The following is a 16,747-nucleotide window of genomic DNA, read 5'->3' on the forward strand; positions in this document are numbered from 1 at the left end:
GTGTAGTTCTCCCGCTGATTTGGGCTGCGTGTCCCTGCTTTATCCCCTCCATAAATTCCGAACGATCAAACAGCAGCTTGCGGCCAAACCGGTAGACTCCTGGCAGTTCGTGCCCCTTGGTAAACAGTAGGTGACGAACGCCCCCGGAAGTAATGGCAGGCTCAGCCCCGCATAACTGTTGCAGGGTCATTAGCGTAGGCCTGCTGTTGGCTGCGCTGGTGGGTTCGTAATTCGTTTGGGTTTGTGTTGCGTCGGTCATGTTCGTGCTCTCTTGTTTCAAGAATTGCCGTGGTTGGCTGAGAGCATGAAAACAGAGAGCGAAATGGGCGGGTTCGAATTCGATTATAACGTAACCGAATTCGATTAACTTTTGGATTCGGGGGGCGTTGCTGAGTAGGCTGCTTTGAGGTGTTTGCTGATAGTTTCGGAGTCAACGGTTAGGCCCGCTTGCTCTAAGTCTGCGGATATAGAACCTGCCTTCTTACCAGTGGCAGAATTGCGAGTTTGGCTAGGATCGTATTTGTATTTCTTGATTGCCATGCCAAGGATGATGCGATAAAGCGAATTAACTTCCTTCGTGAACAGGTGCTTCGGGACATTTTGGGGCGCGCTGCTGTCGTGCAAAGTTGCTTGGTTGGTTAGCCCTAATGTGCTTGCTAACCAGTCAGGTGATGCGTAATGACTGCGCTCTAGAAAGTGTTTTAAATCTTTTGCTTTGACTGTCGCATTCTCTAAAGGGTTTGGAATATTCTTCTCGTATCCTTCAACAGCAAGACCTTCGATATACCAGTGCGCCAGAAGCTCCCAGGACTTATCCCCCTTGAGTGCCGCATTGCACTCAAACTTGCGGGATATATTTAAGTACATGGGGTTGCTGACCGGACTGGACAAAAGGTTGCTACGGACGTATTCAGCAGATGGGTATGGAATGACTTTGCCATTTTTTTTCCCTAAGCCATAAAGCAGCATGCAAAGCTGTATCTCTTTCATTTCGAGCTGATGTTCAAGGTTCATCGTCATAATTAATCCTCGAAAACGGCTTTGGCCATTCGCTCTACAACGGCGGCTTTGTGGTCTTGCGTCAGGTGGCTATAGCGTTGAACCATGGCCAATGTCTTATGGCCTAGAATGTCGGCTATCTCCCGCAGTCCGGCCCCGTTCATGGCAAGGTAGCTGGCGGCGGTGTGGCGTAGGTCGTGGAACCTGAAGTCTGAAAGCTCAGCCCGTTTTAGTGCGGTCATCCATGCGCGTTGAAAGTCGAGGGGCTTGTTTTTCGTCTTGTCGGTTCTGCCGGGGAATACGGGGGCGGTTGAATCCAGGGGGCGAACCTTTGCCCATTCCTGCATGGCATTAAGTGCAGGCCCGGCCAGCGGTGCGGCCCGCGTTTCTCCGTTTTTGGTGTCTACAAAAATGACGCGGTTTCGCTTTAGGTCAACGTCCCGCCAGCGTAGCCCGGATAGTTCACCACGGCGGCCCCCGGTCGTGATTGCCAGCAACACTAGCGTTTTCAGTTCTGGGGTGTCTGTTGCTTGGTCGCAGGCAGCCAACAATCTGTTGCGTTCGTCAGTGCTTAAAAACCGTGTGCGGCCCCGTGACTCTCTACCCCGGCGAACCTTTCGGCATGGGTTGTCTGTAATCCATTCCCAATCATCGGAAGCGGCTTTCATTACCGGGCTTAGTGAAGCCAGGTAGCGGTTAACGGTTGCATCGCTGCGGGGCTTTTCGGTTTTGCCCGATTTGTAGGGGGTGGCCTTTAGAGTGTCCCGGCATTCGGTGAGTAGTGCGGGCGTTATATCGCTGATTGCAGTTGCGCCGATCTTGCCGCGCCACCACTTCAAGTGAACCCGGCGGGGGTTCTGGTCTTTCAGGTCGGGCAGAATGTCCCGGCTGTAACGGTCGATAGCTTCCGCCAGCGTTTTGCCCTTGCCAGCGGTCGAATGAAAATACCGGCCCTCTCTGATTGCCGCTTCGGTCTGGGTTGCCCATCGCTTGGCATCGGTCAGTCGGTCAAAAGTTGCCGTTTCAGATTGGCGGCCTTTGAGGCGGATTTTTACCCGGTAGGTTGTCCCGTTCTGAGTCGTACGTTTTTCTATCGTGGCCATGCTTTGCCCTCCAATTGAGTGAAGGGCGCAAGGTGATATGATGGTGTTGCCATTGGCTGAACCTCCCTAATAGGTTTTGCTGGTGGTTGCCGGGCTGGTGTTGACGCACTGGCCCGGCTCCCCTTCACTGTAAACCGCAACACGACACAAAAGCAACCATGGGATAGATAGTCCCTAGGTAACAGCGTTTAACACTTTGAAAATAATGAGTGTTGCCTTTTATTTTTGTGCGCGCGGGACACTAACGGGACAGCTAGAAGCAAAATGCTGTCTGTTTGGAGTGTCCCGGCGGGACAGTGAACGGTTTTTGAATACAGGAAAGGGGGGTGGAACTGTTGTGAGGTTTTGCGGCTCAGTGTCCCGCAAGCGTCCCATTTGAAGCCCAGAAACGAAGAAGCCCGCAATTAAGCGGGCTAAGTCGTTGAATCTAATGGTGCCCGGAGGCGGAATCGAACCACCGACACGAGGATTTTCAATCCTCTGCTCTACCGACTGAGCTATCCGGGCATGTTGCAATACTGTGCTGCAACGGGGCGCTATTAAACCGGTTTGGCCGCACTGAGTCAAGAGGGCTTTTGAAAATTTGTTAAAGTTTTCAGTGCTGCTTGTTGGGCTGGACCAATGGGCTATTTTTCCGGCGGTACATAGCCTTCGGCTTTGTCGAAGGGTTCGTTATTAAAGAAGCGTTCCATCTGTGCCTGCAGGTATTTGCGGGTGTTCGGGTCCATCAGGCTCAGGTGCTTTTCATTAATCAGCATGGTTTGCTGGCTTTGCCATTCTTCCCATGCCGCTTTGGAGATGTTGTCGTAGATGTCCTGGCCGCGGGCGCCGGGCATGGGCGGGTTGTCCAGACCTTCCATTTCTTTCTGATGTTTACGGCAGAAAACGTTACGGCTCATGGGGGCTCCTGTGGGTATTTTGGGATGTGTCGAGGAAAATCAGATTTTACGCATTATATCAGCAATAAGGCTGCCGGGTTGCTACAGCAGCGTGGTCTGTTCGGGGTCTGTCAGCAGTGTGCGTATGGGCGCAGGCAAGCCAAGGCTCAATGCCTGATCACGATGCAGCCAGCGGTGATTGTCGTCGGCAACGCGGCTCTGGGGTTCGGCGCTCATTCGTGCCGGCTGAATGTGTAGGTGGTAATGGCTGAAGGTGTGCCGAAATCCGCTGATACGCTGTGGGTCACCACAGCTTAGGCCCAGTTGCTGTTCGCAGGCCTGCTGCAGTTCGTCTTCGCCCAATGCCGGGTCAAGCTCTGGCAGGCTCCATAGGCCGCCCCAAATGCCGCTGGGTGGTCGTCGCTGAAGTAGTATGCGGCCGTCGCTGTCTTCCAGTATCAGCATCCAGGTGGTTTTTTCGGGCTTGGCTTTTTTCGGTTTCGAGCTGGGGTACAGTGTGGTTTCACCGTTGGCATAGGCCAGGCAGTTTTGCTGCACCGGGCAGCGTTCGCAGCCTGGGCGGCTGCGGGTACATACCAGTGCGCCCAGGTCCATAATGGCTTGGGTATAGTCGCGAATACGCTCGTTGGGCGTGTGCTGTTCGGCGAATTGCCAGAGTTTCTGTTGTACCGCAGTTTGCCCCGGCCAGCCGGCTACAGCGTGGTAGCGCGCAAGTACCCGCTTGACGTTACCGTCCAGTATGGCGGCTTTAATATCCCAGGATTGCGCCAGAATGGCGGCGGCGGTTGAACGGCCGATGCCGCTCAGTGCTTCCAGTTGTTGCTGGTCGCGAGGGAATTCGCCGTTGTGTTCCTGCACCACGGCTTGTGCGGCCTTTTGTAGATTACGGGCGCGGGCGTAATAACCCAGGCCGGACCAGTGGCTGAGCACGTCGTCTGTTGGTGCTGACGCAAGCGAGTGAACGTCTGGAAAGCGCTGCATAAACGCCTGGTAGTAAGGTATAACCGTGGCTACCTGGGTTTGTTGCAGCATAATTTCCGATACCCACACTCGGTATGCGGTGCGATTGTGGTGCCACGGCAGGTTGTGCCTGCCGTGTTCATCAAACCAGTTCAACAGGGCTGGGGCAAAGCTGTCAGGCATCAGTTAAAGAAGCCTTTTAGCGCGTCTTTTATTTTGTCTTCTGCTTTGGCCTTGGCTGCGTTTTTGGCGATGTCTTGCAGGCTGTCGCGGAAGCGCGAACCGTCGAAGGAGCAGAGCCCTGCTGGGTCATCGCTAAGGTTGCCGCGGCACTCAAGGGGTATAACCACGTTTCTCACAGTGTCGGTTACCCGGCAGGCTGGGTCACGGTGGATTTCACCCACAATACGCAGGCCGAGTTCGTAGTCCACAAGGGTTTGCTGCATATCCACGCTGCCTTGGCCTTCCAGCTGCATGCCGGCAAGCGATGCCAGCAGCTCTGTGTTGTTCAGGGTGTTGCCGTTAATGTCCAGGGTGCCGCGCATGTCATTAAACGGTGTGGTAGTTCCCCAGTCGGTCGTACCCAGGGTTTCCTGATTGACCAGTGCAATGCCCTGGCATGCCAGGCGGGTCAGGTTCATGCGGCGGAACTCGCCTTCCGCCAGGTTAAAGGTAATTTTGCCATCGGCGTTACCACGCAATGCGGCCATGGTGTTGCCGGTGGATTTGGCGTTTATTTTGAGGTTTGCTCCGCCAGAGAGCATGTCTACTTCCGCCAGGTCGTTGAGTAGCGGCAGTGTTTGTACGTCTGTTACGTCGGTATTGATGCCCCATTTCGGAGTGTCGGAGCGGGCATCGATGCTGGCATTGGCGTTAAAGCTGCCGTAGTAGAGTTTGCCGCTGAAGTCATCGATTTCCAGCACGCCGTTTTTGGCCAGGGTGCTGGCTTTTATCTCATTAATCTGGAGATTGCTGACGGTTAGCTTGTTCAGTCCCAAATCAATGTCTAATAACAGCGCGCGCAGGGTGTCCAGGGGCAGCAATTGCGAGTCCGGGTCTGCTTGGGCTGCCGCAGTGCCAGAACCAGAGCCAGAATTAGAGCCAGTGCCGCTTTCAGTCGCCGGGGTGCCCGATGGTGGCGGCAGGTAGCGATCGACATTTAGCTCGTCACCGGTGAGGCGAAAAACAAGCTCGGAGTTAGTCAGGTTATAGCTGCCAGAGCCGTTGAAGGTGGTGTCGTCTAGCTTTAAGGTCAGATCAGTTAGCTCCGGCTTGCCCGCGGCTCCGCCAATGTTGGTGTTGAAGGCCAGAGCAGTGAGCACGTCGCCGTCACTGGTTTCAATAGTGGGTTGGCCCAGGTTCTCCAGCAGTTTTTTCAGTGAAAATTCGTTGATGGCGATGTTACCCGCCAATTTTGGCTTGTCGCCAAAGCCTTCTACAGTCAGATTGGTGTTGGCGCTTAGGTTGGCAAAGCTGAAGCTGATATCTTTCAGATTCGCGGTTGCGTTAGCCAGGTTGGCGGCCAGTGATCCGCTGATTTTAGCGGTGATGGTTTTACCGGCGAATGCTTCGCCTTTTATGTCGAAACTTGCGTCCAGGCCCGATGCGCTAAATGTATCTAATGCCTGGTTGGCCGACAGGCGGGCTGCAATGCTGCCTTCTACGCTCATTTGCGGCTCGGCGGTTTCTACCCGGAAGCTGATGTCTAACGGAAACTCGGAACCCAGAGTGATGTCGCTGGCGCCCAAAGTGAAATCTTCCAGGGTGATTTCCTGGCCGGTGGTGGCGTCTGTGTAACGCACCCGGGCGTTGGCGATTTCGACGTTGCTGACGTTGAAGTTCAGCGGTTCCGCGGAGCCTTCACTCGCTGCCGCTGTTGTGTCCGGAGCCGGTTCACTGGGGGCCGCTTGCTGCGCGTCTTTCTCCGGCATTATGCGGGTCCAGTTAGCCTGGCCTTCTTTGTTAACGCTCAGATGCGCGTCCAGGCCGTCCAGTACAAAGTTATTCACCTGAGGCGACATGGCGACCAGTGACCAGAAATCGATCTCTGCGACTAAACGATCGAGCGCAATGAAGCGTTCGCCGTCGAGTTTGGCTTCAACGTTGTTCAGCTCCAGGCCGATGGGAATGAACGACCAGCTGATGTCGCCGTCTAGAACCAGGTCGAGATTGGTTTGCTTTTCTACGGCCTGCTCAATTTGCGGCTTGTAGGTGTTGGGATCAATCACCAACATGGCGACGACTATTGCCGCTACGGCCAGTAAAATCAGTGCCACAATAGTAATGAGCAGGTAACGTAGTGCTTTCATTGGGTGTGTCCTGTTCGTTCAGATCAATGTGCGATTTATCAAAGGATAACGCAGGGTTAGCAAATTAACAGCGTGAGTGTATGACAATGCCGTAGTGTTAGGCCAAAATACCGCCGTATTTCTGTGACGATCGTAATCTCTAATAATGAGAACAAGAGTCTCTAATAATGACAACAAGGAGTTGGCAATGGCCATAAACGTATCAATAGAACTCAGCCGCGAGCTGGAAATTGATGGCAGTTACGATGAAGTGTTTGACCTGCTGGCGGATGTGCCCCGGTCTGTCAGTCACTTTCCGAAAGTGCATAAGTTGACTGATCTGGGCGATAACAGCTACCTCTGGGAAATGGAGAAGGTAGGCGTTGACAAGTACTCCATCCAAACGGCTTACGCCTGCCATTATGTGTCAGACCGCGATGCCGGCACTATTCGCTGGGAGCCTGTTGCGGGCCAGGGCAATGGCGTGGTGAACGGGTCTTGGGTTATTACCGCCAAGGGCGATACCATGTCCACCCTGAAGTTTAAAACCAATGCAAAATTAACGCTACCGCTGCCGAGCCTGCTGAAACTGGCCATCAGCCCGATTATCAAGCACGAGTTCAACTCGCTGGTAGACCAGTACATGCGCAATCTGAAGAAAGTGTTTGCATAGCGCAGGGTAATGGTTGCGATAAATCCACCGGCAGGACTCCGGTACGAATAAGCGGTATACTTGGCGCAATTATTCATTGGCGTCTCTGAAGCCGAAAATTTTTTAAAACTATTTTAAACAGTCAGTTACGGAGTTCACATGGTCGAACGCAAGGCTCGGGTTGAACGCAATACCCTTGAAACCCAGATCAGTGTTGAAGTAAATCTTGATGGTACCGGTAAAACTAACTTCCAGACCGGTGTGCCATTTTTGGACCACATGATGGACCAGATTGCCCGCCACGGCATGGTAGATCTAGATGTGGTGTGTGATGGCGACCTGCATATCGACGACCACCACACCGTAGAAGATGTGGGCATTACCATGGGCCAGGCGTTCGCTAAAGCAGTGGGCGACAAAAAAGGCATCCGCCGCTACGGCCACGCCTACGTGCCACTGGACGAAGCTTTGTCGCGGGTAGTGCTGGACCTGTCCGGTCGCCCCGGCCTGCACATGGATGTTCCTTTCACCCGGGCAACCGTGGGTGGCTTTGATGTAGACCTGTTCGCCGAGTTTTTTCAGGGCTTTGTGAACCATGCGCTGATTACCCTGCATATCGACAACCTGAAGGGCAAAAATACCCATCACCAAATTGAAACGGTGTTCAAAGCATTTGGCCGCGCGCTGCGCATGGCCGTTGAGCTTGACGACCGCATGGCCGGTATTATGCCCTCCACCAAAGGCACCCTCTGATCCGAGGCGCCCTAGACTGTTCCCAGCTGCTGGACTGATGAATTTATGAAAACCGTTGCCATCATTGATTACGGCATGGGCAACCTGCATTCCGTGAGCAAAGCCGTAGAACACGTAGCCCCGGATACCCGGGTGCTGGTGACCGACAACGCCGACCTTATCCGCAGCGCCGACCGGGTGATATTCCCCGGTGTGGGCGCCATTCGCGATTGCATGGCGGAAATCCGTCGGCTGGGCGTGGACGAACTGGTGAAAGAAGTCTCCCGCGATCGCCCTCTGCTGGGTGTGTGCGTAGGCATGCAGGCGCTGATGTCCCACAGCGAAGAAAACGGCGGTGTTGACTGCATTGACGTATTCCCCGCCCAGATCCGTTTTTTTGGCCACAAGCTGAAGGAAAACGGCGCACGTTTGAAAGTGCCGCACATGGGCTGGAACCAGGTGCAGCAGGTACAAGATCACCCCATGTGGCACAAAATCGCTGACGATGAGCGCTTTTACTTTGTGCACAGTTATTACGCCGAAGCCGAGGGTAACGCCGACATAGCCGGCCGCACCCGTTACGGTGTCGACCTTGCAGCGGCTGTGGCTAAAGGCAATATTTTTGCGGTGCAGTTCCATCCGGAAAAGAGTGCTGATGCAGGCCTGCAACTGCTTAAGAACTTTGTGAACTGGTCCGGAAAATAATTTAAAAATATCTTGGAAAAAAACCATTATGCTGATTATCCCCGCTATCGATCTGAAAGACGGTAAATGCGTTCGCCTGCGTCAGGGCCGGATGGACGATTCCACAGTGTTCGGCGGCGATCCGGTTGATATGGCAACCCGCTGGGTAGATGCCGGCGCAAGGCGTCTTCACTTGGTGGATTTGAACGGCGCGTTCGCCGGTGAGCCGGTCAACGGTGAAATTGTGAAGGCTATCGCGCGCAAGTATCCGGACTTACCGATTCAGATTGGTGGTGGTATCCGCTCCGCAGAAATTATTGAAACCTACCTGCAGGCCGGTGTGCAGTGGGTGATCATTGGCACCAAAGCGGTGAAAGAACCAGAATTTGTGACCGAAATGTGCAAACGTTTCCCCGGCCATATTATTGTGGGCCTGGACGCCAAAGACGGCCGCGTGGCCACCGACGGCTGGGCTGAAGTGTCTGAGATTATGGCAACCGATCTGGCCCGGCGTTTTGCGAACGACGGCGTAGACTCCATTGTGTACACCGACATTGCCCGCGACGGCATGATGCAGGGCGTGAACGTAGAAGCCACCGCGGCGCTGGCTAAGGCCTGTGGCATACCGGTGATTGCCTCTGGTGGCGTGACCAATATGGACGACTTGAAGCGCCTGGGCGCTGTGGCCGATCAGGGTATTCTGGGCGCCATTACCGGCCGTGCGATTTACGAAGGTACTCTGGATGTAGCCGAAGCTCAGGCTTACTGCGACAGCCTGAACGCTTGATTTTTGATCTTCTGACACTGTGACTTTCTGACTGAACGGAGCATTTCCATGGCACTGGCCAAGCGCATTATTCCCTGTCTGGATGTAGACAAGGGCAGGGTAGTGAAAGGCGTGAACTTTGTGGATATCCGCGACGCTGGCGACCCGGTGGAAGTAGCTCGCCGTTACAATGAGCAGGGCGCTGATGAGATCACCTTTTTGGATATTACCGCCAGTCACGAAAGCCGTGACACCACTTATGAAACCGTAGAGCGCATGGCGGCAGAGGTGTTTATTCCCTTAACCGTCGGCGGCGGTGTGCGCACGGTGGAAGACATTCGCAAACTGCTGAATGCCGGTGCCGATAAGGTGGCCATCAATACCGCGGCGGTGTTTGATTCCGAATTTGTAAGAACCGCGGCCGAGCGCTTTGGCAGCCAATGTATTGTTGTAGCGATTGATGCCAAGCGGGTGAGCGTCGAGGGCGAAGAGCCCAGGTGGGAGATTTTTACCCACGGTGGCCGCAAGCCAACGGGTTTGGACGCGGTGGAATGGGCGCAAAAGATGGTGGCCTTGGGAGCCGGTGAATTGCTACTAACCAGTATGGACCGCGACGGCACAAAAATTGGCTTTGACCTGGGCCTGACCCGCGCCGTTAGCGATGCGGTAACGGTGCCGGTGATTGCGTCTGGCGGGGTAGGTGGCCTACAGCACCTGGCCGATGGCGTAACCATCGGTGGCGCGGATGCGGTGCTGGCGGCCTCGATATTTCACTTCGGCGAGCACACCATTCCGGAAGCTAAAGCGTTTATGAAAGCCCAGGGAATTGAAGTGAGGGACTAGCCCGCCAGACAATTACAATCGGGCAGCGCTGCTGTCCGATTCTGGTTTTTTCGCATAAGCAGGCACTATGGCCTGCTTTTTCTCGTTTGCAAACATGGTTTTGTTGCTGTTGCGAATAGCCCAGACGCCGCTGATAGTTGCTACGGCAATGCCTTGTTCGTCCAGCAGAGGCAAGTGTTTTTCCAGATAGTCTACGGTGACTTTGTGGGGGTGGGCGATAGCGATGGCCGTGCCCTGTTGCCGCGCACGTTGAATCAACAGTTTGAATTGTCGGTCAACAAACTCTTCGGTTTGTTCGTGGTCCAGAAACACATCGCGGGTAAGGCTGGGAATGCTGTGCGCGCGGGCGACATCGCCGGCTATAGAGCTTGCGATAGTGCGGCTGTCAACGAAGTACAGCGGGTAGCGGCCCAGTTCTGTCATCACCCAGTCCATAGGCTGCAGGCGTTGCGTTAGCAGACTGCCCAGATGGTTATTCACGCCCTGAACGTGGGGCACCGACTGCAAAGCCCGTCGCAATGTGCGGGTAAGGTGGACCTGGTCCATATCTTCGGTCAGGCCGCCGGGCCCCAGGCCGAAATGCTGGGTGTTGGCCATGGGCGCGTGCAGCATGATTTCCTTATTCAGGCTGTGTGACAGTTTGGCCAGTTCTACGGTATGGCGGCGGTAGGGCAGAAACGACAGGGTGATTGGCTGCTCCAGCCGTGCCAGGCGCTCCCCTTCAGTACGGTTGTGGCCCATGTCATCAATGATGATGGCAATGGTGGGTGGCGGCCCGGCCAACACTGCATGGCTGACCATGCTGCTGGCCAGGCCCAGAAGCATGGTCAGCAGCATGCCAGCCGACGTGTTCGACCGCTGCGGATTCACAAACTGAACCTTGGAAAGTGCCTCACGGAAAGCAACTTATTGCTGAGCACTGGACGTGCCGGCGCGGCTGATGATGTTCAGCCCTTTAAGCAGATTCAGCGCTGAGCGCAACTGGTAGTCACGATTCAGAACCGCTTCAGCGGATTCCTTGGTGTTATCACTTACATCCTTAGCGCTCTCATCCTGAGCTGCGTTTTTACGGTTTTCGGCTTCGTTCTTGCCTTCCAGGTGGCCGCTTAAATCAGCTTCTGTAAACATCGGCTGGCTCTCCAGTTCTTTCAGCTCTGCCGGTTTTACTTCGATATCCGGCTTGATGCCGGTGGCCTGAATGGAGCGGCCGTCCGGTGTGTAGTAACGGGCTGTGGTCATTTTTATGGCGTGGGTTTCATCCAGTGGAATCACGGTTTGCACGCTGCCTTTGCCAAATGACTGGGTGCCCATCACTACGGCGCGGCGATGGTCCTGCAAGGCGCCCGCTACGATTTCTGATGCAGACGCGGAACCGCCGTTAATCAGGACCACCATTGGCGTATCGGCCAGTATGTCGCCTTTTGTGGCGCTGAAACGCAGGCGTGAGCTCTGTATGCGTCCTTCGGTGTAGACCACAAGGCCTTCGTTCAGCACAGCGTCTACGGTGTCAACGGCGGCCTGCAGAACGCCGCCCGGGTTGTTGCGTACATCCAGAATTACGCCTTTGAGTGCACCGCCGGCGTCTTTTTTCAGTGCCGTCAGGGCGTCGCGGAACTGGCTGCCGGTTTCGGCCTGGAACTGGGTAATGCGTACATAGCCGTAACCGTCATCCAGCATGCGGGATTTCACGCTGGTGACCTTGATGATGGCGCGCTCTACCGGAATGACCAGCGGCCCTGTTTCGCCGTCGCGAATGATCGTCAGTTGCAGAATACTGCCAGGTTCGCCGCGCATCAGCTCTACCGCGTCTTGCAGAGACATGCCTTTTACCGGTTGCTCACCCAGTTTTATGATCACGTCGCCAGTCCGCACACCGGCCTTTTGCGCCGGAGTGTCGTCTATGGGAGTGATGACCTTAACAAAGCCGTTTTCCATGCCTACTTCGATGCCCAGGCCACCAAAGGCACCGCTGGTGCTTTCTTCCAGGTCTTCGTAATCTTTTGGTGCCAGATAGGCTGAATGCGGGTCTAGCTCTGACAGCATGCCTTTAATGGCGCTTTCAAGCAGTTGGCTGTCAGTGACTTCTTCCACGTAAGCGTCTTTGATGCGACTGAAAACGGCGGTAAATTTACGCAGGTCGTCCAGCGGTAGCTGCTCGCGTTCTGCAGGTATGTCAATGCCCGCGTGAGGATCGGCTATGGTGTTGGTCGGCGTCTGCTGGGCGAAAGCCCAACCGGAAGCGGCAAAACAGGAGGCCATAACAAGGGCCTGCATCGGTAAAGCATGAAGAGTGCGTTGGGCAAGTTTCATTCACTTATCCTGTATTTATGCCGCTAGTTGGCGGGTTGCCGCTAATTCGCCACAGTATGGCGGGAGCGCTGGCGTTTGTCAGCTCTTGCCGGGTTTGGCCGGTTGCCCGGCCAGCCAGCGTGACGGATTATCGGGCTTGCCGTTGTGGCGTATTTCAAAATACAGCGCGGTTTTGTCGGTGCCGCCGGTCTGGCCGGCCTGAGCAATGGCCTCGCCGGCATCTACCCAGTCCCCGGTCGTGGTGTAAAGGCTGCTGGCATGGCCGTATAAAGTCATATAACCATCGCCGTGGTCAATAATGGTTAGTAGCCCAAAGCCACGCAACCAATTGGCGAATACAACACGACCGTAGTGAATGGCGTGGACTTCGGCGCCTGTGTCGGTGTGCATTAGCAGGCCGTTACGGCGTAGTTTGCCTTCGGCATAGGTTTCGCCAAAGCGGCTGGCTACGGTTCCGGCAGCGGGCCAGGGCATTTTTTTGCGCAGTTTCGCAAAGGGCTGGTTGGCATTTGGCGCAGGTATGCTGGTAATGGCCTGTTGCACTTCCTTTAACAGGGCCTCAAGGCGCTTTTGATCGGCGGCCAGTTCGTCGCGTTCGCTGCGGCGCTGGCCGATGTCTGCGTTCAAGCTTGCCAGTGTCTGTTCGCGCTGTTTACGGGTTTGCGCCAGTTTCTGCTGGCGTTGCTCGACATCGGCCTCGGTGGCGGCCAGTCTGGCGCGGGTATTCTGCATTTGCGTGCGGGTTTGGTTCAGCTCTGCCAGGCTGGCCTGAAAAGTCTGTACTTGGCCAACTGTGTAATTGCCCAGGTATTCGTAATAGGTGAGGGTGCGGGCAATATTGTTGGGGTCGGTTTCGTTGAGCAGCACTTTCAAGGCGCTGGCGTCGCCTTCCATCCAAGCCTGGCGCAGCAGTTTCTTCAACTGCTCGCGCTGGCCGTTAAGGATAAGAGTCAACTGCTGTTGCTGGGTTTCCAGTTCTGCCAGCTGTGTTTGCTGGCTGGTGGCCTGCTGCTTCAGGTCGCGAGATTCTCGGGTCAGGTCACTGATGCTGCGTTCCAGACCGGTCAGCTGTTGTTGCAGTTGCGAGCGGTCTTTCTCCGCTTTGGTCAACCACTGATTAATGGCGCCAATCTGCTTTTTCAGCTTTTCAACCTGGGCCGGAGTTACCTGTTGAGAAGCTGCTTGCTGTGCGGCTACCGGGGCTGCGCTGGCAAAAGCCAGCACCAGTAACATGGGTAGCAGCACAGGTAAAACCAGTAGCGCGCGCAACATGGTAGCTTGTCCGTTTACAGTCAACCGATCTCAGCCAGGCTGTGGCCTGTCATTTCGTTGGGCTGAGCCACGCCCATTAGTGCTAGCAGCGTAGGCGCCACATCGCTCAGGGCACCACCGTCGTTCAACATTATCTGTTTTGGGCCGGTGTATACCAGGGGCACAGGGCCAATGGTGTGGGCGGTGTGTACCTGGCCGGATACCGGGTCTTGCATCTGCTCGCAGTTGCCGTGGTCAGCGGTTATCAGGCCTTCGCCACCCACGTCCGCAAGTGCTTCTACAACGCGCTTTACGCAGGCGTCCAGGCATTCGGCCGCTTTGATGGCAGCGTCCAGCTTGCCCGTGTGGCCAACCATGTCGCCGTTGGCGTAGTTACAGATCACCAGGTCGTATTTGCCGCTTTTAATGGCTTCAACCAGTTTGTCTGTCACTTCCGGAGCGCTCATTTCCGGCTTCAGGTCATAGGTGGCAACGTCTGGGGAGGGCACTAGAATGCGGTCTTCCCCGGTAAACGGCTCTTCGCGGCCGCCGTTGAAAAAGAAAGTAACGTGGGCGTATTTTTCGGTTTCCGAAATTCGCAGCTGGGTTTTGCCAGCGTTGGCCAGGTATTCGCCCAGGCAGTTAACGAGCTTTGCTGGCGGATAGGCGCAGCTGGCTTTTATATCGGCGGCGTATTCGGTGAGCATGACAAAGTCGGCCAGCTGGGGCACTTTTTTGCGTTTGAAGCCGTCAAAATCAGCGTCAACAAAGGTGCGCGTCAGCTCGCGGGCACGGTCTGCGCGGAAGTTCATAAACAACACGGCGTCGCCATCGTTAATGGTGGCAGTGGTGTCACCTTCGGCCTGAATGCGGGTTGGTTTTACAAACTCGTCATTTTCGTCGCGTTCGTAAGCCTGCTCCAGAGCGGCTACCGCGTCATCGCAGGCGTATTCAGCTTCACCCAGAGCCATCACATTGTAGGCTGCTTCTACGCGGTCCCAGCGGTTGTCGCGGTCCATGGCAAAGTAACGCCCGGTCACGCTTGCAATGCGAGCAACGCCAAGTGCGGCGATGCTGGCCGTGGCTTCTTCCAATGACGCTTTGGCGCTGCGCGGAGGCATGTCGCGACCATCCAGAATGGCGTGCAGGTAAACGGCTTTAGCGCCGCGGGCTGCGGCTATTTCTGCCGCGGCAAGAATGTGGCTTTCATGGCTGTGGACGCCGCCTGGCGACAGCAGGCCAATCAGGTGAACGGCTTTGCCCTGGCTTACAGCGGCATCGATAGCTTTGCACAGGGCCGGGTTTTTCTGGAAACCGCCGTCTTCCAGGTCTTTGTCGATGCGGGTCAGGTTCTGGTATACAACGCGACCGGCGCCAAGATTCATGTGACCGACTTCGGAATTGCCCATTTGCCCGCTGGGCAAGCCTACAAACATGCCGGAGGTGTTAATCAGCGTTTTCGGGTTGTTTTGCCACAGACTATCCCAGAACGGTGTATTGGCGTTGCTGATGGCATTATCTTCGGCGGGGTCGCGGTGGCCCCAGCCGTCAAGAATGATGAGTGCCGTTGGCGTGCGAGTCGCTGTCATAACGTGCTCCGGTTGTTGGCAGTGTGTTGTTGTTGATAAGAGTGAGACTCAAGATTCTAACCGCTTTCATTTACCCATGCCATGCTGGTTGCCTTCTGCGCAGGGCCGCGGGTGTGTATAATCTTGCCAAATTATTTTGCAGGGTGTTTTCATGGATCGCTTGTTTGAATTTGTTGTTAACCATTACATTCTGGTGTCGGTATTCGTTGCCTTGCTGCTGGCGCTGCTGGCGCTGGAAACCCGCCGCGGTGGCGCTAAAATTTCCGCCCAAGGCGCTGTGAGCCTTATTAACCGGGACGAAGCGGTGGTGGTGGATATCCGTGATCGCAAAGAATTTAACGAAGGGCGCATCACCGGCTCGATGAATATCCCGTTGAGCGCGCTGAAAGGCCGTAGCAGTGAGCTGTCGAAGCACAAAGAAAAGCAGCTGATTGTGGTCGACAAGATGGGGCAGCATTCTGCTATGGCCGTCAAACAGCTGAATACTGATGGTTTTGCTAATGTGGTTCGCCTCAGCGGCGGCATTGCCGACTGGAAGGCCAGTAATTTGCCGCTGGTAAAGAAATAACGAAGGGTTGTGTCGCCGCCCAGCGCTACAGCACGCCGCTTAATTTACGGGCAACCTAGCCCAGACAGATAATAAAGGACTGAACATGGCTGAGAATTCGCAAGCTGCAGCAGGCAATGAAAACCAGAACCAACCACAATTCGCCATGCAGCGCATTTACGTAAAAGATCTTTCTTTCGAATCCCCCAACGCCCCGACGGTGTTTCAGGAGCAGTGGAAGCCGCAGGTCAATCTTGACCTGAACACAGGGCATTCCAAAGTCAGCGATAATCAGTACGAAGTTGTGCTGTCGTTGACAGTAACGGCAAAGATTGAAGAGAAAGTCGCTTATATTGTTGAAATCCAACAGGCCGGCGTTTTTCTGGTAAACGGTGTGGATCCTCAGCAATTGGGCCACATGTTGGGCGCCTACTGCCCGACCATTCTGTTCCCTTACGCCCGCGAAGCCATTGATAATCTGGTAAGTCGTGGTAGCTTTCCGGCACTGATGCTGGCGCCGGTTAACTTCGACGCGATTTATGCCCAGGCACTTCAGCGCAAGCAAGAAGAAGCAAAGGCTGCAGAAGCCACCAGTGAGCCCAAAACTCACTGACTTTCTGGGCGAGCAAGAAAAACCCGGCTTAAGAGCCGGGTTTTTTTATTCAGAACCGCAAAATTCCAATTGCCGCCAGGCTTCATAAACCACCAGCGCGACGGTATTCGACAGGTTCAGGCTGCGGCTGTGAGCGCACATGGGCACTCTCAGACGGTGGCCATCGGCTAGGGCATCGCGAACCGGTGCGGGCAAGCCGCGGGTTTCCGGCCCGAACATCAGGTAGTCACCGTCCTGGTAACTGACCTCATGATAGTAGTGACTGCCTTTGGTAGTCAGCCCGAACAGCCGTTGCGGCTGCTCGGATTTTAAAAACGCCGGGTAACTTTCGTGCACTTTTACACTGGCGTATTCGCTGTAATCCAGCCCGGCCCGGCGCATCTGTTTGTCTTCCAGAGTAAACCCCAGTGGTTCAATCAGATGCAGCTTACAACCAGTGTTGGCGCAGAGCCGGATAATATTCCCGGTATTCGGGGGAATTTCCGGCTCGTACAGCACGACATTCAGCATA

General features: G+C 55.0%; 17 protein-coding genes and 1 tRNA gene. 7 read left to right on the forward strand and 11 right to left on the reverse strand.

The genetic code is table 11. The features are described from left to right. Nucleotides 1-363: 363 nt before the first annotated feature. The 6 genes from ATG98_RS10865 to ATG98_RS10890 form a co-directional block, all read right to left on the reverse strand. A complete protein-coding gene (locus ATG98_RS10865; protein ID WP_098422998.1) occupies nt 364-1,020 on the reverse strand; it encodes a hypothetical protein in 657 nt (218 codons plus the stop codon). A gap of 2 nt (nt 1,021-1,022) precedes the next feature. Continuing rightward, nucleotides 1,023-2,102, reverse strand: coding sequence for a tyrosine-type recombinase/integrase (locus ATG98_RS10870; protein WP_098423000.1), 1,080 nt, complete (start codon nt 2,100-2,102; stop codon nt 1,023-1,025). A 431-nt stretch (nt 2,103-2,533) separates the two neighbouring features. Beyond that, nucleotides 2,534-2,609, reverse strand: a tRNA-Phe gene (locus tag ATG98_RS10875). A gap of 119 nt (nt 2,610-2,728) precedes the next feature. Beyond that, nucleotides 2,729-3,001 carry an oxidative damage protection protein gene (locus tag ATG98_RS10880; RefSeq protein WP_098423002.1) on the reverse strand — a complete coding sequence of 91 codons (273 nt, stop codon included), beginning with the start codon at nt 2,999-3,001 and terminating at the stop codon, nt 2,729-2,731. An 81-nt stretch (nt 3,002-3,082) separates the two neighbouring features. Next, on the reverse strand, nt 3,083-4,144 hold the full coding sequence (gene mutY / locus ATG98_RS10885; protein ID WP_098423004.1) for an A/G-specific adenine glycosylase: 1,062 nt from the start codon (nt 4,142-4,144) through the stop codon (nt 3,083-3,085). After that, nucleotides 4,144-6,270: an AsmA family protein gene (locus tag ATG98_RS10890; protein WP_098423006.1), complete on the reverse strand. Its 2,127-nt coding sequence runs from the start codon at nt 6,268-6,270 to the stop codon at nt 4,144-4,146. The genes mutY and ATG98_RS10890 overlap by 1 nt, the downstream gene beginning before the upstream one ends. A 187-nt stretch (nt 6,271-6,457) precedes the next feature. Here ATG98_RS10890 and ATG98_RS10895 point away from each other — a divergent pair, with 187 nt between their 5' ends. The 5 genes from ATG98_RS10895 to hisF all read left to right on the forward strand — a co-directional run bounded on the left by ATG98_RS10895 (nt 6,458) and on the right by hisF (nt 9,926). Continuing rightward, nucleotides 6,458-6,922 (forward strand): SRPBCC family protein, encoded by a 465-nt coding sequence (locus ATG98_RS10895; protein WP_098421119.1) that lies wholly within the window; start codon nt 6,458-6,460, stop codon nt 6,920-6,922. Between the two features lie 138 nt (nt 6,923-7,060). After that, the gene (gene hisB / locus ATG98_RS10900) at nt 7,061-7,654 is read left to right on the forward strand and encodes an imidazoleglycerol-phosphate dehydratase HisB (protein ID WP_098421120.1); all 594 of its coding nucleotides are present in this window, start codon (nt 7,061-7,063) and stop codon (nt 7,652-7,654) included. Nucleotides 7,655-7,699: 45 nt separating this feature from the next. Beyond that, entirely contained in the window at nt 7,700-8,338 is a 639-nt protein-coding gene (gene hisH / locus ATG98_RS10905; protein WP_098423008.1) for an imidazole glycerol phosphate synthase subunit HisH, read from the forward strand. 28 nt (nt 8,339-8,366) lie between these two features. Further along, nucleotides 8,367-9,104 (forward strand): 1-(5-phosphoribosyl)-5-[(5-phosphoribosylamino)methylideneamino]imidazole-4-carboxamide isomerase, encoded by a 738-nt coding sequence (gene hisA, locus ATG98_RS10910; protein ID WP_098421122.1) that lies wholly within the window; start codon nt 8,367-8,369, stop codon nt 9,102-9,104. 48 nt (nt 9,105-9,152) lie between these two features. After that, nucleotides 9,153-9,926 carry an imidazole glycerol phosphate synthase subunit HisF gene (gene hisF / locus ATG98_RS10915; RefSeq protein ID WP_098421123.1) on the forward strand — a complete coding sequence of 258 codons (774 nt, stop codon included), beginning with the start codon at nt 9,153-9,155 and terminating at the stop codon, nt 9,924-9,926. Between the two features lie 12 nt (nt 9,927-9,938). Here hisF and ATG98_RS10920 read toward each other — a convergent pair whose 3' ends face one another. The 4 genes from ATG98_RS10920 to gpmM form a co-directional block, all read right to left on the reverse strand. Further along, complete coding sequence (locus ATG98_RS10920) at nt 9,939-10,796, reverse strand: divergent polysaccharide deacetylase family protein (protein ID WP_179888122.1); 858 nt, start codon at nt 10,794-10,796, stop codon at nt 9,939-9,941. 36 nt (nt 10,797-10,832) lie between these two features. Then, on the reverse strand, nt 10,833-12,236 hold the full coding sequence (locus ATG98_RS10925) for a S41 family peptidase (protein WP_098421124.1): 1,404 nt from the start codon (nt 12,234-12,236) through the stop codon (nt 10,833-10,835). A gap of 78 nt (nt 12,237-12,314) precedes the next feature. Next, a complete protein-coding gene (locus tag ATG98_RS10930; RefSeq protein ID WP_098423010.1) occupies nt 12,315-13,508 on the reverse strand; it encodes a murein hydrolase activator EnvC family protein in 1,194 nt (397 codons plus the stop codon). 20 nt (nt 13,509-13,528) lie between these two features. Beyond that, nucleotides 13,529-15,076, reverse strand: a complete 1,548-nt coding sequence (gpmM, locus tag ATG98_RS10935; protein WP_098423012.1) for a 2,3-bisphosphoglycerate-independent phosphoglycerate mutase — start codon at nt 15,074-15,076, stop codon at nt 13,529-13,531. 151 nt (nt 15,077-15,227) lie between these two features. On the opposite strand from gpmM, the gene ATG98_RS10940 reads away from it, so the two are divergent. Further along, on the forward strand, nt 15,228-15,644 hold the full coding sequence (locus ATG98_RS10940; RefSeq protein WP_098421127.1) for a rhodanese-like domain-containing protein: 417 nt from the start codon (nt 15,228-15,230) through the stop codon (nt 15,642-15,644). Nucleotides 15,645-15,729: 85 nt separating this feature from the next. Beyond that, nucleotides 15,730-16,236: a protein-export chaperone SecB gene (gene secB, locus ATG98_RS10945; protein WP_098421128.1), complete on the forward strand. Its 507-nt coding sequence runs from the start codon at nt 15,730-15,732 to the stop codon at nt 16,234-16,236. A 45-nt stretch (nt 16,237-16,281) separates the two neighbouring features. On the opposite strand, the gene trmL is transcribed toward secB, so the two are convergent. Continuing rightward, the gene (trmL, locus tag ATG98_RS10950; RefSeq protein ID WP_098421129.1) at nt 16,282-16,746 is read right to left on the reverse strand and encodes a tRNA (uridine(34)/cytosine(34)/5-carboxymethylaminomethyluridine(34)-2'-O)-methyltransferase TrmL; all 465 of its coding nucleotides are present in this window, start codon (nt 16,744-16,746) and stop codon (nt 16,282-16,284) included. Nucleotide 16,747 lies beyond the last annotated feature (1 nt).

Origin of the sequence: Marinobacter sp. LV10R520-4 (assembly GCF_002563815.1) — a bacterium.
In the GTDB taxonomy this organism is placed as follows: Bacteria; Pseudomonadota; Gammaproteobacteria; order Pseudomonadales; family Oleiphilaceae; genus Marinobacter.

Excerpts from the sequence above, each read along its gene's own strand:
- ATG98_RS10895 (WP_098421119.1), top strand. The coding sequence starts at position 6,458 with ATGGCCATAAACGTATCAATAGAACTCAGCCGCGAGCTGGAAATTGAT.
- ATG98_RS10880 (WP_098423002.1), bottom strand. The coding sequence starts at position 3,001 with ATGAGCCGTAACGTTTTCTGCCGTAAACATCAGAAAGAAATGGAAGGT.
- mutY (WP_098423004.1), bottom strand. The coding sequence starts at position 4,144 with ATGCCTGACAGCTTTGCCCCAGCCCTGTTGAACTGGTTTGATGAACAC.
- ATG98_RS10940 (WP_098421127.1), top strand. The coding sequence starts at position 15,228 with ATGGATCGCTTGTTTGAATTTGTTGTTAACCATTACATTCTGGTGTCG.
- gpmM (WP_098423012.1), bottom strand. The coding sequence starts at position 15,076 with ATGACAGCGACTCGCACGCCAACGGCACTCATCATTCTTGACGGCTGG.
- secB (WP_098421128.1), top strand. The coding sequence starts at position 15,730 with ATGGCTGAGAATTCGCAAGCTGCAGCAGGCAATGAAAACCAGAACCAA.
- ATG98_RS10865 (WP_098422998.1), bottom strand. The coding sequence starts at position 1,020 with ATGACGATGAACCTTGAACATCAGCTCGAAATGAAAGAGATACAGCTT.
- hisB (WP_098421120.1), top strand. The coding sequence starts at position 7,061 with ATGGTCGAACGCAAGGCTCGGGTTGAACGCAATACCCTTGAAACCCAG.
- ATG98_RS10925 (WP_098421124.1), bottom strand. The coding sequence starts at position 12,236 with ATGAAACTTGCCCAACGCACTCTTCATGCTTTACCGATGCAGGCCCTT.
- hisF (WP_098421123.1), top strand. The coding sequence starts at position 9,153 with ATGGCACTGGCCAAGCGCATTATTCCCTGTCTGGATGTAGACAAGGGC.
- trmL (WP_098421129.1), bottom strand. The coding sequence starts at position 16,746 with ATGCTGAATGTCGTGCTGTACGAGCCGGAAATTCCCCCGAATACCGGG.
- hisA (WP_098421122.1), top strand. The coding sequence starts at position 8,367 with ATGCTGATTATCCCCGCTATCGATCTGAAAGACGGTAAATGCGTTCGC.
- ATG98_RS10890 (WP_098423006.1), bottom strand. The coding sequence starts at position 6,270 with ATGAAAGCACTACGTTACCTGCTCATTACTATTGTGGCACTGATTTTA.
- ATG98_RS10930 (WP_098423010.1), bottom strand. The coding sequence starts at position 13,508 with ATGTTGCGCGCGCTACTGGTTTTACCTGTGCTGCTACCCATGTTACTG.
- hisH (WP_098423008.1), top strand. The coding sequence starts at position 7,700 with ATGAAAACCGTTGCCATCATTGATTACGGCATGGGCAACCTGCATTCC.
- ATG98_RS10870 (WP_098423000.1), bottom strand. The coding sequence starts at position 2,102 with ATGGCCACGATAGAAAAACGTACGACTCAGAACGGGACAACCTACCGG.